The organism is Anabaena sp. 54, from assembly GCF_017355725.1.
Lineage (GTDB): Bacteria > Cyanobacteriota > Cyanobacteriia > Cyanobacteriales > Nostocaceae > Dolichospermum > Dolichospermum heterosporum.
On the sequence record NZ_JAAVWA010000019.1, the window covers coordinates 12,976 to 29,107 of the forward strand.

16 protein-coding genes and 1 pseudogene are annotated in these 16,132 nt (G+C 38.2%); 15 read left to right on the plus strand and 2 right to left on the minus strand.

All coding sequences use genetic code 11. The features are described from left to right. The first annotated feature begins 80 nt into the window (after positions 1–80). The 15 genes from psbQ (at position 81) to HEQ36_RS16715 (ending at position 15,023) form a co-directional block, all read left to right on the plus strand. Positions 81–533 (plus strand): photosystem II protein PsbQ, encoded by a 453-nt coding sequence (gene psbQ / locus HEQ36_RS16645; RefSeq protein WP_168635837.1) that lies wholly within the window; start codon positions 81–83, stop codon positions 531–533. Between the two features lie 217 nt (positions 534–750). Then, entirely contained in the window at positions 751–1,923 is a 1,173-nt protein-coding gene (locus tag HEQ36_RS16650; protein WP_053540829.1) for an FAD-binding oxidoreductase, read from the plus strand. 182 nt (positions 1,924–2,105) lie between these two features. Then, a complete protein-coding gene (gene hemB / locus HEQ36_RS16655) occupies positions 2,106–3,116 on the plus strand; it encodes a porphobilinogen synthase (RefSeq protein ID WP_168635836.1) in 1,011 nt (336 codons plus the stop codon). Positions 3,117–3,149: 33 nt separating this feature from the next. Then, positions 3,150–4,388: an FAD/NAD(P)-binding protein gene (locus tag HEQ36_RS16660; protein WP_168635835.1), complete on the plus strand. Its 1,239-nt coding sequence runs from the start codon at positions 3,150–3,152 to the stop codon at positions 4,386–4,388. Between the two features lie 97 nt (positions 4,389–4,485). After that, complete coding sequence (thrS, locus tag HEQ36_RS16665) at positions 4,486–6,315, plus strand: threonine--tRNA ligase (RefSeq protein ID WP_168635834.1); 1,830 nt, start codon at positions 4,486–4,488, stop codon at positions 6,313–6,315. A 72-nt stretch (positions 6,316–6,387) separates the two neighbouring features. Beyond that, positions 6,388–7,416 carry a GTP-binding protein gene (locus tag HEQ36_RS16670; protein WP_027403143.1) on the plus strand — a complete coding sequence of 343 codons (1,029 nt, stop codon included), beginning with the start codon at positions 6,388–6,390 and terminating at the stop codon, positions 7,414–7,416. A 98-nt stretch (positions 7,417–7,514) separates the two neighbouring features. Continuing rightward, complete coding sequence (gene folE / locus HEQ36_RS16675) at positions 7,515–8,162, plus strand: GTP cyclohydrolase I FolE (RefSeq protein WP_039202293.1); 648 nt, start codon at positions 7,515–7,517, stop codon at positions 8,160–8,162. A gap of 103 nt (positions 8,163–8,265) precedes the next feature. Beyond that, a complete protein-coding gene (gene hisI / locus HEQ36_RS16680) occupies positions 8,266–8,601 on the plus strand; it encodes a phosphoribosyl-AMP cyclohydrolase (protein ID WP_168465506.1) in 336 nt (111 codons plus the stop codon). 12 nt (positions 8,602–8,613) lie between these two features. Continuing rightward, a complete protein-coding gene (locus HEQ36_RS16685; protein ID WP_168635833.1) occupies positions 8,614–9,387 on the plus strand; it encodes a GTP-binding protein in 774 nt (257 codons plus the stop codon). Further along, positions 9,384–10,193 carry a metallophosphoesterase family protein gene (locus tag HEQ36_RS16690; RefSeq protein WP_168635832.1) on the plus strand — a complete coding sequence of 270 codons (810 nt, stop codon included), beginning with the start codon at positions 9,384–9,386 and terminating at the stop codon, positions 10,191–10,193. The genes HEQ36_RS16685 and HEQ36_RS16690 overlap by 4 nt, the downstream gene beginning before the upstream one ends. 233 nt (positions 10,194–10,426) lie before the next feature. After that, positions 10,427–11,173: a metallophosphatase gene (locus tag HEQ36_RS16695; protein WP_168635831.1), complete on the plus strand. Its 747-nt coding sequence runs from the start codon at positions 10,427–10,429 to the stop codon at positions 11,171–11,173. 905 nt (positions 11,174–12,078) lie between these two features. Continuing rightward, on the plus strand, positions 12,079–12,870 hold the full coding sequence (locus HEQ36_RS16700) for an SDR family oxidoreductase (protein ID WP_027403149.1): 792 nt from the start codon (positions 12,079–12,081) through the stop codon (positions 12,868–12,870). 207 nt (positions 12,871–13,077) lie between these two features. Continuing rightward, positions 13,078–13,665 carry a Uma2 family endonuclease gene (locus tag HEQ36_RS16705; protein WP_168635830.1) on the plus strand — a complete coding sequence of 196 codons (588 nt, stop codon included), beginning with the start codon at positions 13,078–13,080 and terminating at the stop codon, positions 13,663–13,665. 652 nt (positions 13,666–14,317) lie between these two features. Beyond that, positions 14,318–14,680, plus strand: a complete 363-nt coding sequence (locus HEQ36_RS16710; protein WP_168635829.1) for a type II toxin-antitoxin system RelE/ParE family toxin — start codon at positions 14,318–14,320, stop codon at positions 14,678–14,680. Between the two features lie 4 nt (positions 14,681–14,684). After that, positions 14,685–15,023, plus strand: a complete 339-nt coding sequence (locus HEQ36_RS16715) for an XRE family transcriptional regulator (RefSeq protein ID WP_039202282.1) — start codon at positions 14,685–14,687, stop codon at positions 15,021–15,023. Between the two features lie 247 nt (positions 15,024–15,270). On the opposite strand, the gene HEQ36_RS16720 is transcribed toward HEQ36_RS16715, so the two are convergent. Together HEQ36_RS16720 and HEQ36_RS16725 are read right to left on the minus strand one after the other, a co-directional pair. After that, the gene (locus HEQ36_RS16720; RefSeq protein WP_168635828.1) at positions 15,271–15,471 is read right to left on the minus strand and encodes a DUF2283 domain-containing protein; all 201 of its coding nucleotides are present in this window, start codon (positions 15,469–15,471) and stop codon (positions 15,271–15,273) included. Between the two features lie 225 nt (positions 15,472–15,696). After that, positions 15,697–15,999, minus strand: a pseudogene (locus HEQ36_RS16725) (HEPN domain-containing protein); the annotation flags it as partial. Positions 16,000–16,132: the final 133 nt, after the last annotated feature.

Consider the following 16,132-nt stretch of genomic DNA (forward strand, 5'->3'; position numbering starts at 1 on the left):
GTTAATTGTAACGGTTCATTACATAGCGATCTAAAATAACACTGTTAATCTGTAAACAAACAAAAAATTAATTTCCATTTATGGTGCGTCAACGTTCTATTTTTTCACTGATTTTTGTACTATTAGCCACATTTTTGATTAGTTGTGGTAGTCCTACTGTTGTTACTGTACCACCATCTTATACGGCGGCGGAAGTTGCGAAAATTCAGGAATATGTTCCCGGAATTCAGATGGTGCGCGATCGCTCTTCCGAACTCCAAAACCTGATTAAAGCAGGTGAATGGGTGAAAGTGGGTAATTTTATTCACGGACCGATGACAGAAGCTAGATTAAATATGACTTATATCATTCCCAACCTAGCCAAGCAAAACCAAGCTCAAGCTCGACAAATTAGCAAAGATTTGTTGAATGACCTAGTAAGAATTGATCAAGCTGCCGCTGCGGGTAATACTAGCCTAGCTGCGAGTAAATACCAAGAAGTGTTTGCGGATATTGACAAATTCTTAGAACTAGTTCCCGAAAAGAGTAGCTAAAAGAGGAGCGTAGGGGCGCAGGTCCTGCGCCCAGGAGTCAGGAGGAAGAAGAAAGAAGAAGAAAGAAAGAAATTTCTCCCCTGCTTGCTTCCCCTCTCCCTACCTCTTGCTCCCCTGCCTCCTTTCGAGTCTTGAATCACAAAATGCTAGGGTAATGGAGTGATAGGGTGGAGAGGAAGACTTTTCATGCTTCACCCCTAACTCAAGCGCAAAAACCATGAATGTAGTAATTATCGGCTGTGGCGTGGTTGGGGCGGCGATCGCCTATGAACTCAGCCAAGTTAAAGGTTTAAACATCACCGTTTTCGAGCAAAAACAACCAGCACAAGGTTCTACCAGCGCCGCTCTCGGTGTGTTAATGGGTGTAATTAGCCATAAAACCAAGGGTATTGCTTGGCGAATGCGACAAAGTAGCATCCAACGCTATGAAAGTTTGATTCCTGAATTAGAAGGAATTACAGGGCGGAAAATCCCTTGTAATCGGCAAGGAATCGTAATGCTATTATCAGAAAACTTAGAGCGTCCCTTAGAAAGTGGCGTTGAAGTCCTTTCCGAATGGGAACAACTGCGAGAAATTCGCCAATCCCAAGGTTGGGAATTACAAGTTTGGGATCAAGAACAACTGCAAAAATATTGTCCCCAAATCAGTCATCCGCAAATTATTGGTGCTGTCTATTCTCCCCAAGACTTACAACTAAATGCCACAGCTTTAACTTTAGCTTTAGTAGATGCAGCCCAACGTAATGGCGTAAATTTCAAGTTTGGTGTGTCTGTGACCGGCACAGAAACGCCTCCTCCTCCTCCCCCAACACCTTTACACATCAAAAAAGGATTGGGAGAAGCGCGTAAATGTAATTTTATTGAAACTACAGAGGGCAAAGTTACCGCTGATTGGTTTATTATGTCTGCGGGTTTGGGTTCAACAGCCTTAACTGCACAATTAGATCAAATGGTAAATATCCGTCCAGTGCTGGGACAAGCTTTATATTTGAGCTTAGGACGCAGTTTAGGAAATCCCGATTTTCAACCTGTAATTACTGGTAATGATGTGCATATTGTACCAATGGGAAATGGTGATTATTGGGTGGGAGCAACCGTAGAATTTCCCAATCATGAAAATCAAATATCTGCAAGTCAGGAATTATTGGATATTGTCAGACAACAGGCGATCGCCTTCGCCCCAGAGTTAGCCGCAGCCAAGGTTCTCCGCACTTGGTCAGGGTTGCGCCCCCGTCCCGAAGGCAGACCAGCGCCAGTAATTGATAAACTACCGGGTTTTACAAATATACTCCTGGCTACGGGACACTACCGCAATGGGGTTTTACTCGCCCCAGCCACAGCCACAGCCATTCGGGAAATGATTTTACCTCAAGATTCTCGTTCCAATTGAAAAAAGTCTTGATTTGTAGGTTGGATTGAGGTTGAGGGACGTATCCCTGACGGGAGGCTCACCCAACAAATACCTTGGGTTGCGCTGTCGCTTAATCCAACCTACAAAAAATGGAGAAGGTATTGTTGTTAGGACTTATGTAATACGACTATAATAATGATTATCATTTTTACAGAGCTATTATGTCGTCTGAGAACTCGTCTACCAATCAAGCCTTACATCTGACTCAACGTCCCCGTCGTCTCCGTCGCACTGCAACCCTCCGAAAAATGGTGCGGGAAACGATTTTAACTGTAGATGATTTGATCTATCCGATGTTTGTCATGGAAGGTGAAAGCACAAAAATAGAAATTGTTTCCATGCCAGGATGTTATCGTTATTCTTTAGATTTACTCCTGGAAGAAATAGCCGCAGTGTCACAATTGGGTATTAATGCGATCGCACTATTCCCAGTTATTCCCGAAGAACAAAAAGACGACACAGCTACAGAAAGCTACAACCCAGAGGGATTGGTGCAGGAAACCGTCAAAGCCATTAAAAACGCAGTTCCAGAAATCATCATTATTACTGATGTTGCTCTAGACCCCTTCACAACTCATGGCCATGATGGTTTAGTTGATGAAAATGGCAAAATTCTCAATGATCAAACCATAGAAGTGTTAGTAAAAATGGCACTTTCCCAAGCAGAAGCCGGCGCGGATTTTGTTGCTCCTTCGGATATGATGGATGGTAGAATCGGCGCAATCCGTCAAGCTTTAGACGCTGAAGGTTATATCAATGTCGGGATTTTGGCATACTCAGCAAAATACGCCTCAGCCTACTATGGACCATTCCGGGACGCTTTAGATTCAGCCCCCAAATTTGGCGACAAAAAAACCTATCAAATGGACGCAGCTAACGCTAAAGAAGCTTTAAAAGAAATTGAACTGGATATTGCTGAAGGTGCAGATATCATTATGGTCAAACCAGCCCTAGCATATCTAGACATAATATGTCAAGTAAAAACAGCCACAAATTTACCAGTCGCCGCATATAACGTTAGTGGCGAATACGCAATGATTAAAGCTGCGGCTCAACATGGTTGGATTGACGAGAAAAAGGTGATTTTAGAAACTTTAACCAGCATGAAGCGGGCTGGTGCTGATTTAATCTTGACTTATTTTGCTAAAGAAGTGGCACTGATGTTGATGTAATAGTTGCCAGTCCTTATCTCCCTATTATTTATTATGACTACAGTTCCTGCAAAAATTGACTTAGCAATTATTGGTGCTGGTCCTCATGCTCTTACCTTAGTTGCCCATTTGCTGCAAAAACGGCAAACAATGAAGGGTAAAATTGTAGTGTTTGATCCCAGTGGTACATGGATAAGTAACTGGAAACAGCAATTTGCGGCTTTGGAAATTCCTCATTTGCGCTCTCCTGCTGTTCATCATCCCCACCCCAACCCCTTCGCTTTAAGGAAATTTTCTGAATCTCGGTCTGAGGAACTATTTCCCCCCTATGATTTACCTGGAACGCGCCTATTTGAAGATTTTTGTGAGGATGTGATTACATCCTATCAGTTGCAGGAGCAGGTTATCCCTTTGGCTGTAAGTAGTGTTAAACCGTCATTTGATCATTTTCGTCCTCAATTCCAGCTATGGTTAGAAGATGGACAAATGGTAACTGCCCGGCGAGTTGTGTTGGCAACTGGTAGTGGTAAGATACATATCCCTGATTGGGTAAGTCAGATTCCTTCACCCTATCCAGAACATAAACTTTGCCATTCTCAAACTGTAGATTTACGTAAATTACAGTTAAAGTCTCAAAGAGTCTTAATTGTTGGTGGTGGTTTGACAAGTGGACATTTGGCTGTAGGTGCGATCGCTCATGGTGCAAAAGTCAATTTGATGATCCGAAGACAGTTATCAGAAAAACTATTTGATGCTGAACCGGGTTGGTTAGGACCAAAATATCTCAAAGGATTTTTTGAAGGAGATTGGGAACAACGGTGGATGATGATCCAGCAAGCTAGAAACGGTGGTTCTATGACACCAGCAATCGCCACCCAATTACGCAAAGAACATCATCGTGGTAATATTAGAATTGATGAAAACTGTCAAATAGTTAAAGCTAAATGGTTAAGTCATAATTGGCAGGTAGAATGTAGCGATGGTCATATATTCGAGTGTGATTATATTTGGTTAGCCACAGGTACTAAATTCGATGTCACCACTGAACCATTATTGCAAGATATCTTAACCGCTTATCCCATCCAAATTGTTAAAGGTTTGCCAGTTTTAGACAGCTATCTGCGTTGGCCTGGTTGTGAATTATTTATCATGGGTGGTTTAGCAGCTTTACAAGTTGGTCCGACAGCCAGAAATTTATCCGGTGCAAGAATGGCTTGTGAAAAAATTGTCCCAGCGATCGTTAAGCCCAGTGTATCTTTTTCTCATAGTATCACTGAAGTTAAAGCCAGCTAACAACACTTCAAAATATTTTCCCCAAAATCAACTCCAAAATTAGTAACATTCACACCTTTTTGCGCTAGACTGATAACGATTCTCATTTTTGTTTGATATGGTCAGTTCAATAACCCAGTCTCAAGACACCTTGAACCTGCACGAAGACGACAAACTTACACGAATTCGGCACACCAGCGCCCATATCATGGCAATGGCGGTACAAAGACTATTTCCAGGGACTAAGGTAGCAATTGGCCCCGTCACAGAAATTGGATTCTACTACGATTTTGATTGTCCAGTCAGCATCACCCCTGATGACTTAGGCAAAATTGAAATCGAAATGCAACGGATAATCAAAGTGAACCTACCTATTATCCGGGAAGAGGTAGAACGAGCCGAAATTCGTGCCGAAATTGCCGAATTAAATGAACCTTACAAACTAGAAATCTTAGAGCGTATACCCGAATCAGAAATTATCACCCGCTACTTCATTGGTACTCCCGAAACTGGTAATTCAGAAACTTCATTGTTTGTCACAGATATTCAACCAGCGAATAACTATTGGTGGGATTTGTGTGCAGGTCCTCACATTAACTTTACTGGTGAAATTGATCCTCATGCCTTTAAATTATTAAATGTTGCTGGTGCTTATTGGCAAGGTGATGAAACTAAACCTCAGCTACAACGGATTTACGGGACAGCTTGGCAAACAAAAGCAGAATTAGAAAATTACCTCCAACTAAGAGAAGAAGCCCTCCGTCGAGATCATCGCAAGTTAGGTCAAGAACTTAACTTATTTAGTATTCAAGAAGAAGCCGGTGGTGGTTTAGTATTTTGGCATCCCAAAGGCGCAATTATTCGCTACATAATTGAAGATTATTGGCGCAAATCTCATCTAGAATCTGGTTATCAATTACTGTATACACCTCACATAGCCAATCTCAACCTATGGAAAACATCGGGTCATTTTGACTTTTATCAAGAAAGTATGTTTGACTCGATAGATGTGGAAAATCAGGCTTATCAAATTAAGCCCATGAATTGCCCTTTTCATGTTCTAACTTATAAACATCAACTTCATTCCTACCGAGAATTACCATTAAGATGGGCAGAATTAGGAACTGTTTATCGTTATGAACGATCTGGAGCATTACATGGTTTAATGCGAGTGAGAGGATTTACTCAAGATGATGCTCATATCTTTTGTTTACCTGACCAAATTGCTGATGAAATACTAGGAGTTTTAAATCTCACTGAGCAGGTTTTATCAGATTTTGGTTTTAAAGAATATGAGGTCAATCTTTCTACCCGTCCTGATAAATCAGTCGGAACTGATGATGTTTGGGAATTAGCCACAACAGCACTAGAACAAGCTTTAAATACTAAAGGCTGGAATTATGTTGTTGATGCAGGTGGTGGAGCTTTCTATGGACCAAAGATAGACATTAAAATAAAAGATGCTATTGGTCGTTTGTGGCAATGTTCAACTATTCAGGTAGATTTTAATTTGCCAGAAAGGTTTGATATGGAATATATTGCTGCTGATGGTAGTCGGCAAAGACCAATTATGATTCATCGGGCTATTTTTGGTTCTTTGGAACGCTTTTTTGGCATTTTAATTGAGAACTATGCAGGGGATTTCCCCTTGTGGTTAGCACCTGTACAATTGCGGTTGTTACCTGTAAGTGATGACTTTCGAGAATATGCAAAATCAGTAGCAGCAGATTTTAAAAAAGTTGGATTTAGGGTAGAAGTAGATAGCAGTGGTGAACGTTTAGGGAAACAAATTCGGACAGCACAATTGGAAAAAATTCCCGTTGTTGCCGTTGTTGGTAAGAAAGAAGTAGAAAGCAAAACTTTGAGTGTCAGAAGTAGACAAGCTGGAGATTTAGGAGTTTTGACTTTAAGTGAACTTGTAGATCATTTACAAGTGATAAAACATTAAGATCAAAGAAGTCAGTAATCTTTTAAGAACACTGATTTAAACAGTCAACAAATAAAACCACTAAATTTTGATATGAATACCATCACTCTCGACACAACAAACATCATTCCTGAAATTCCCAAACAAGGAATGCCCGTAACTATTATTACCGGATTTTTAGGAAGTGGAAAAACCACACTTTTAAATCAAATTCTTCAGAACAAACAAGATTTAAAAGTCGCTGTCCTCGTTAATGAGTTTGGCGATATCAACATTGATAGTCAATTACTAATTTCTGTAGACCAAGATATGGTAGAACTTAGTAATGGCTGTATATGTTGTACAATTAATGATGGTTTAGTTGATGCTGTTTATCGAGTTTTAGAACGAGAAGAACGGATTGATTATCTAGTTATTGAAACCACAGGTGTAGCTGATCCCTTACCGATTATCTTAACTTTTTTTGGCACAGAACTCAGAGATCTAACCAATATAGATTCAATTCTCACAGTAGTAGATGCTGAAGCTTTTAACGAAGAACATTTTCAGAGTGAAGCAGCTTTAAAACAGATTACCTATGGAGATATTATTCTCCTCAATAAAACAGACCTTGTTACCGCAGAAAAACTACAAGAAGTAGAAAATTTCATCCATGATATTAAACATGGAGCGAGAATTTTACATACTCAATACGGTGAAGTTGCTTTACCTCTAATTTTAGATGTGGGTTTAACACCAAAAGATCAGTATATTGCCATTGATAATGAAGATCACCATAAACATGAACATGAACATCATCATGCACATGAACATCACCATCATCACTCCGATCATTTAGAAAATGATGGGTTTGTTTCCATTTCTTTCCAAACCGATAGACCATTTGATGTCCATAAATTTGAGAATTTCTTAACCGAAGAAATGCCAGAGAATGTATTTCGAGCTAAGGGTATTTTATGGTTTAGTGATAGTGATTTACGTCATATTTTTCAACTGAGTGGACCTCGTTACACATTGAACGCTGACGAATGGCCTAATCAACCTAAAAACCAGGTAGTTTTTGTTGGCAGAAAACTGGATAATAATGAGATTTACACAAAACTTAACAAATGTTTGTTATAATTTAAAAGTGTTGATAAATTCTCTTTTTTTAGTTAGTAGTTATTCATAGATATTTAACTATTAACTTCCGTCATAACTCATTCTATTAAATTCAAATAATGACTTTATCCATTCGTCCAGAACTAACTGCTGCTGATGTAATTTCATCTTTATCTCATCAGCAACAACCAACCGTAACAGAAGCAGAGATGATGCAAGCTGTACGCACTTTACTGATTGGATTAGGAGAAAATCCAGACCGTGAGGGATTAAAGGATACTCCTAAAAGAGTTGTTAAAGCCTTAAAATTTCTGACCAATGGATATGATCAATCTGTAGATGAATTGCTAAATGGAGCAGTATTTACAGAAGATGCAAATGAAATGGTGTTAGTCAGGGATATTGATATTTTTAGTTCCTGCGAACACCACATATTACCAATCATTGGTCGCGCTCATGTTGCTTATATTCCTAATGGTAAGGTGATAGGTTTATCAAAAATTGCCCGCATTTGTGAAATGTATGCTCGACGTTTACAAGTGCAAGAAAGGCTGACTTTACAAATTGCTAATGCACTGCAAGGTTTACTCAAGCCTCAAGGAGTTGCAGTGGTAATTGAAGCAACTCATATGTGTATGGTGATGAGAGGAGTCCAAAAACCAGGTTCTTGGACTGTTACCAGCGCCATGCGTGGGGTGTTTTCTGAAGACGCACGGACTCGTGAAGAATTTATGAATTTGATTCGCCACAGTGCTAATTTTAAATAGGCTTTGTGTGATGTAGGGATAAGAGATTTTTTATCTCTACATTATATTGATATTTGAACGCAGATAAACGCAGATAAACGCAGATAAAAAGGGATAAGTTATCATGATTGGAAATTTGAAATTTAATGAGCAGGGGTTAATTCCGGCTATAGCTCAAGATTATCTTGATGGTACTGTTCTAATGATGGCTTGGATGAATGCAGAATCAATTCAAAAAACCCTGGCTACAGGTGAAGTTTATTATTGGAGTCGTTCCCGTTCTCAGTTGTGGCATAAGGGGGCAACATCTACACATATTCAAAAGGTAAAAGAGCTTTTTTATGATTGTGATGGTGATACAATTCTCATCAAAATTGAGCAAGTTGGTGATATTGCCTGTCATACTGGAGCAAGAAGTTGTTTTTTTAATTCTGTGGGAATTTTATCTCATAAATTATAATTTATATTGATTATGACTTTACCAATTATTACCGTTGTCGCTGGATTATTTGGATCTGGAAAAACTACCTGGATCTGTCAACAAATTCGAGATATTAAATCTATTGAAAAAGTAATTTATTTTTCTCCAGGAACGGGGAATATTCCCATTGATCAAACTAAAATAGCCACTGAATTTCCTGATCTGAAAATATTTGGTGATGGTCAAGAAATTGAATTTCTATATCACATCCCCACAGCAGATAGTGTTTATGTTGAATTAGGTTCTTATCTAGAGTTAAATAGTATATCAAAAATATTAGATCATCTCACTTACCAGGCTATAGCAATTATTCCAGAGGAGTTAAAAAACTCTGAATATGATAGTTGGGCAAATGAAATTATCTATGGCGCACCAGTTCCAACTATAATTGTAGAAAATTTATGGCGGGTAGAAACTACGGGGCAAGTAATTGATGAAAATAGTTTGGATGAATTTTGGTATGAAATAACTCATGGTGCTTATGGGATTGTTACCCGTGCTAAGGCAATTCTCGATGTTAATGATGGGCGTTCTCTTTACTGTGATTTTGTCAATGGTGTTCCCCAAATAGATTTTTTAGAATTAGACTTACCACGACATTTACAAGGTAGACCTCAGCGGTTTAGTGGCATAGAAATAGTAGGCAAGAATTTAGATAAAACAGCTTTAAAAGCAACATTATCGGATTGCTGTTTATCGGAATCCTTAATTTTTCAATATCAACAACAAGTACAACAAATTTTATTAGAAGGTCAACAAGTATGAAAATAGCTGTTATCTCATGTATTCATGGTAATTATGAAGCCTTAAATGCTGTATTATTAGATATTAACCAACAAAAAGCCGAGAAGATATTTTGTGTTGGTGATTTGGTAGGATATGGACCCCATCCTAATGCGGTAATTAACCAAATTCGCTCTTTAGATATTCCTACCTGTGCTGGTTGTTGGGATGAAGATATTGTGGAAGGATTGAATGCTTGCGATTGTAGTTATCCTTCATTATTAGCAGAAAAAAGAGGTTTTCAAGCTCATGAATGGACAAATAAGGAAATTCATCCAGAAAACCGCGAATTTTTAGCCAGTTTACCCTATAGTCTCCAGTGGCAAAATTTAGCTTTTGTTCATGGTAGTCCCCATAGTAATCATGAATATTTGTTACCTGAACTTGATGCTTTTGTGGCCTTAGAACGGGTACTTTCCACAGGTGCAGATGTGCTGTTTTGTGGACATACTCATGTTCCCTATAGTCGTAATCTTGATGCTGGTGAGTTACAAGTTCAAGTTGCTAATCAAGCAGCATCACGGAAAATTAGCTTTTCATCTGCGCTGAAGAAGATTGTTAATGTTGGTTCTGTTGGAGAACCTCGACATGGACGACCAAATGCAACTTATGTAATTTATGAAACTGATACTCAAGGGGTGACTTTGCGGGAAGTGACCTATGATTATCAAAAAACCTGTGCAGCAATTATAGAGAAGGGATTACCAGAAATCTTTGCTTGGCGTTTAGCGCATGGTTTGGAGTATGCTGAACGCGCAGATGATCCAACTCATGTTTGTACTAGATAAAATAACTAGGATTTAGGCAATGTAAAACCTGCCATGATATGAATAAACGAAATTGCGTCGTTTTCAGTTTTGGGAATAACTGATTGAGTAGGTGCGTCAGATAGAGAAAATCTGTTTTTTGTGAAATTATCGGGTCTGACGCACCCTACAACAGATAAAATCCACATTTCATATTTGGTGAACTTCCTCAATGCGTAAGTCCTAATAACTAATCCAAAATCTAAAATCTAAAATTGATTATGTGGGCAATTTTAAGCGGAATTGAAGGAAATTTAGCAGCTTATGAGGCTGTGATAGCTGATATTAAGCCGAGAAATCGTTATTTAGAGGCATTGTATATCATCGGTGATTTAGTTGGACCGCGACGGGAATGTGAACAGCTAGTGGCAAGGGTGAAATCACCTCGTCGGGGTGAATTAGAACCAATGATTTGCAAGGGATGGTGGGAAGAACAGTGTTTGATTTTACATGGTTTGGGTCCGACTGGAGACGCACCGGAATTGCTGGCAAAATATGGGGGTGATACGGTGCAGATGTTGTGGGATTGTGTTTCCCGTCAGACTGTACAATGGTTGCGATCGCTCGATTTTGGTTTTTTTGAATTAGATTGTTTATTAATATATGGTTCGACAATGGGGGTAAATGATGAATTGACCCCCGATACTCCTCCTATTCAAATGTTAGATAGATTATCAAGAATGCAAGCAAATAATCTATTTTGCGGTCGTTCTGGGTTAACTTTTCAGTATCAGTTACAAGCAGGATCTATTACCAGTGAAATCATTACTCTTGATCATCAATTTTCCCCACAAACAGTCACAGTTACCCCTCGTCAAGTGATTGGGGTCGGAAATGTGGGACGGATACCAGGACAAGCAACCTATACTCTCTACAATCCTGGTACAAATCAGGTACAGTTTAAAACTGTATTTTATGGACAGAGTAAGGGTTTTCAAATACACCCGCAGAGTAAAACCTGATAAGCTGTTACCAAGGTAATTTTAAGTAGGTGGGCGGGGGAGAATCAAAATATATTTCGTTTTGTGAAATGGCTAAAACTCAACCACAATAACGCATTGAGGTGAATTTACATATCGTTACACATTTTGGTTATTTTACATCCACTTACTTAACTGCTGTTTTGGGGGATTCGTTAGCAAATTTGTCTATATTATCAGCAGTTAAGTAGGTTGGCGTTGAAAATTGTCGTTATGGCAAGGCAAAAGGCAAGAGGCAAGAGGCAAGAGTGAAGAGGGTTTGGGCGATTTTACGTTTCTTTACACAGTTTGGTTTTATTGTGTTCACCTACTTACACAAAATAATAATATTTGACCACAGATAAATTAGTGTTGTTTCACCAAAAATTATAATTAATCCCCTAGAAATGCAACAGATTAATTGTCTTGAATAAGTTAAAAAAATGTATTCATGGTCACAAAATTCCCAGAATTGTGAGGGGATCATGATATAAATTGCTGACTATTCATAAAAACTTATATCAATCACGACTGCCATATATATATCTTACGAAAATGACTGATCAGGAATCCTGATTAAAAAATATTGCAATAACTTGATTTAGTTGCTAGTGTGTGTGGGTACGACAGCACTGGTGAATGCTCGGATTATTTAAAAGAGGTGAAATCAATGAGCTTTATCCATCCTGCCAAAAGTCTTTTATGTTGATTATTCCCATGCTGACAACCAGGAATTTCTACTTTCGAGAAGCAATAAAGGGGTATTGCAAATGAGCATAAAAAGTAGCTTCCATCTTGTCACTGCATGGAGATTTGATTTTTGTGTACTGTTCATTAATTGTCTTACCTATTGATTGCCAAGAACGCAACAGGAAGACGAAGAATGAAGAATTTAGAGGTGAAACCCGATGAAGATTCAAGGAAAAGTTGCACTCATTACCGGGGCTTCTCGTGGCATTGGTAAAGCGATCGCCCTAGAATTAGCCAAACAAGGCATGAAAAGGTTAATATTGGTAGCACGCGATCGCCAAAAGTTAGCCGAAGTAGCCGCCGAAATTGAAGCTTTAGGCGTAGAAACTACAATCATGGCTTTGGACTTAACCCACTCCATCAACGTTAACATAGCCGTAGCTCAACTGTGGCGCAGTTATGGACCAATTCATCTCCTCGTAAATTGTGCCGGAGTCGCACATCAAAACTCGTTTCTGCAATCAAAACTTCCCCAACTGCAAGAAGAACTCTCCGTCAATTTGTTGGGAATGTACACCCTCACCAGCTTGATAGCCAAACGCATGGTTAGTCAAAAAAAGGGAATCATTGTCAATGTCTCCAGTTTAATGGGGAAAGTTGCCGCACCGACAATGGCCACATATTCCGCCACTAAATTTGCCATTGTCGGATTTACCCAGGCACTACGTCAAGAACTCGCCCAACACAATATTCGCGTTATCGCCCTACTCCCTTCCCTCACCGAAACAGACATGGTGCGTGACTTGCAATCATTTCGGGGAGTAATTCCCATGACACCCGAACAAGTCGCTCAAGCGCTCGTCATCGGCATAGAAAACGATACCGCAGAAATCCTAGTCGGCTGGCAATCTCACTTAGCCGTATTATGCCAACGTCTCGCCCCTTGGTTACTAGAAATCATCCTGCAACTAGCAACACCCAAAAAACCATTACCTGACGCTGCGGGATAACATTCAACCCATTTGAGTTTTGTTTCGCACCATCTCTTTTAGAGATCCTGAAAGGTAGAGGCTAATCAGCAAAGACACAAAGAGTTTTTTGTGTCTTTGCGTAAAGTAAAGTTAAAAAATGGTAGGTTGGGTTAAGCAAAAGCGCAACCCAACTAAAAATTTGATAATGTTGATTTTTAGGCTTAACTAAACTTTATTACCCCATAAATGACTATTGCACAAGAAATACGCTACTACTCACCTGAAGAATACCTAGAATTTGAGGTAAATTCAGAATTACGTCATGAATATATTGATGGATTAATTATCCCCATGACAGGCGGAACACCAAATCATAATAAAATAGCTGGTAATTTATATGTTGCCATACATTTTGCCCTCAAGCGTCAGCCTTACGAAGTCTATTATACTGACCAACGGCTTTGGATTCCTAAACAACGGATTCATACTTATCCTGATGTAATGGTTGTCCAAACTCCCCTAGCGTTTGCAGAAGGAAGAAATGACACTATTATTAATCCAGTTATGATTGCTGAAGTGTTATCAAAATCTACCAAAGGTTATGATAGAGATGAAAAGTTTGCAGCTTATCGGGCTATTGCTAGTTTTCAAGAATATATTTTAATTGACCAATACACAATTCACGTTGAACAATATGTCAAAACTGATAATAGAAAATGGATGTTTTTAGAATATGAAGATATTAATGATACTTTAAATTTAACTTCTGTTGCTTGTCAAATTTCTCTGGCTGATATTTATGAAAAAATAGACTTTACCAGTACAGAATCTTAACTATTTGTCTGAATCAGGATGTCCAGGATTTTGATTTGATTTGTGGTGTACTAATATTTTAATTTGTCTGAATCAGGATATCCAGGATTTAAGGATTTACAGGATGTTGTTTGAAAGTATCATGTTTTGATTTTTGGGCGTTGCTGATTAAGGGTATGAATTTTAGTCTCACGCAAAGGCGCAAAGACGCAAAGGTAAGATTTTTAAAGGTTCAATTTGGAAATTTCATACCTCGATTCAGCAACGCCGATTTTTGATTGTCCATCTTTATCTGTGTTCATCTGCGTTTATCTGCGTACCCTTCGGGAAGCAAGCTACAATTATTCTTGATATTACTGTTAGATTACTAATTTTTTTAAACGTTCGCGGAGCGTGGCGTTAGCCATACCACAGAGACACAGAGGACACAGAGAAAAAATATCAGTTATCTTTGTGTGGGAAGGGAGTAATTTTCTCGTTCATCTAATTAATTATCTCAGAATTGGGAAAGATTTCATCAGAAAATAAAATCCTGTAAATCCTCAAATCCTGGATATCCTGATTCTGACTTAATAATTTTGGCGTTGCTGATTTGAGGTATGAAGTTCTACATACAACGAAAGCGATTGATCTGATACTTGAATAAATATGGATTCTAAGCCATAATAAATTCATGACATGGGAAATTTTATTTCATGACGAATTTCTACCTGAATTTTCTGAACTAACAACAGAAGTACAGGAAGAACTTCTTGCACACACAAAATTACTAGAATCCGCCGGTCCACTCCTACGTAGACCTCATGCTGATACACTTAAAGGTTCTCGACATAAAAATATGAAAGAACTGCGTTTTTATGCGGACGATGGTGTGTGGCGAATAGCTTTTGCTTTTGATCCAAAAAAGAAAGCAATATTACTTGTAGCTGGTAATAAAGCTGGAACAAGTGAAAAAAGATTTTACAAACAATTAATTACAAAAGCAGATAAAAGATTTGACTCCCATCTTCAGGAATTAAAAGACAAAGGAGAATAAAAATATGGCGACAAAATTAAGTGATATCATGGCACAATTACCACCGGAACAGCGGGCAAAAATTGAAGCCCGCGCCCAAGAACTGATTTTGGAAAATATGACTCTTCAAGATATGAGAAAAGCCAGAAAATTAACTCAAGAATCTATGGCAGAATTATTAGGAATCCGTCAAGATAGTGTTTCTAGATTAGAAAAACGGGCGGATCTTTTACTTTCTACATTACGTAGTTATGTAAAAGCTATGGGAGGAGATTTAAAACTTGTGGCAGAATTTCCTGATAGACCTTCTGTGATTATTTCCGCATTAGGAGAATTAGAAGATGAAGATTCCATACCGGAATAATCGTCTTGTCAAGTCTTAAAATATAAAATTGCTCAAAAAAGTAGAGAGATTCAGATCCCCGACTTCTTTGATTAATCTTTTCATTCACGCAATTAATTATGTTTAGAAGTCGGGTATCTTTGACCACAAACTAAAATCCTGTAAATCCTTTAATCTTGGATATCCTGATTCTGACAAAATTCAGATCCCCGACTTCTGTTGTTAATCTTCTCATTTAATACAAATGGTGCTTTTATGTCAACTCAACTTACGAATTATTAACAGAATACTCAAACAAACATGGGTTATATATACGTTTAGAAGCGTCTATTATTTCAATTCCTACAATATTTCCAGCGTCGTCATAATCTAAAATGATTCCTGGTTTTTCTTCATCACTTTCTTCAATTGGTATATTGCTGAATATAATTCTTAAAACATCAACTTCTGCGTCGTAGGTGATTTTCATGATTCTCTCCAGTATTTCTCAATTTTGCATTTGTCTGAATCAGGATGTCCAGGATTTTAGGATTAACAGGATGTTGTTTGAAAATCTCGTGTTTTGAATTTTGATTGTCCATTTTTATCTGTGTTTATCTGCGTTTATCTGCGTACCCTTCGGGAAGCAAGCTACAATTATTCTTGATATTACTGTTAGATTACCATTATTTATTTAACCATTGATTTATTTGAATTAGCAAGATGATAGATAGTTTACTAATTCTAGGAACTCTTCGGTTCTTTCAATCAGTAGTTTTGCATCTTCAGCAGTTAAACGTTCAGAACGATCATAATCTCCCTTTAAACGTATCTGTTCTGCATCAATTAGATAACGGTGAAATTTGGGATCAATTTTACTAGTTCTGGCAAAAAGTTCGCCAAACTTACTAATTACAGCAGAGTGTTTGCTAAAACTAAGATTTTCACTTACTAGGAATGCTTCAGCTATATAAAACATGGCATAATAAGCACGAGAAGCAGCAAAATCACCTGAGTTCGATGTAAATAAAAAGTCTAAAAGTACGTAACAGCAACAGTTCTGTCAATAAGTATTGGTTATTGAGAATTAAAGCCCACGCCAAAAAGTTCTCAAAAAATTAATTTTTTGAAATGTATTTACTATTAGGTAA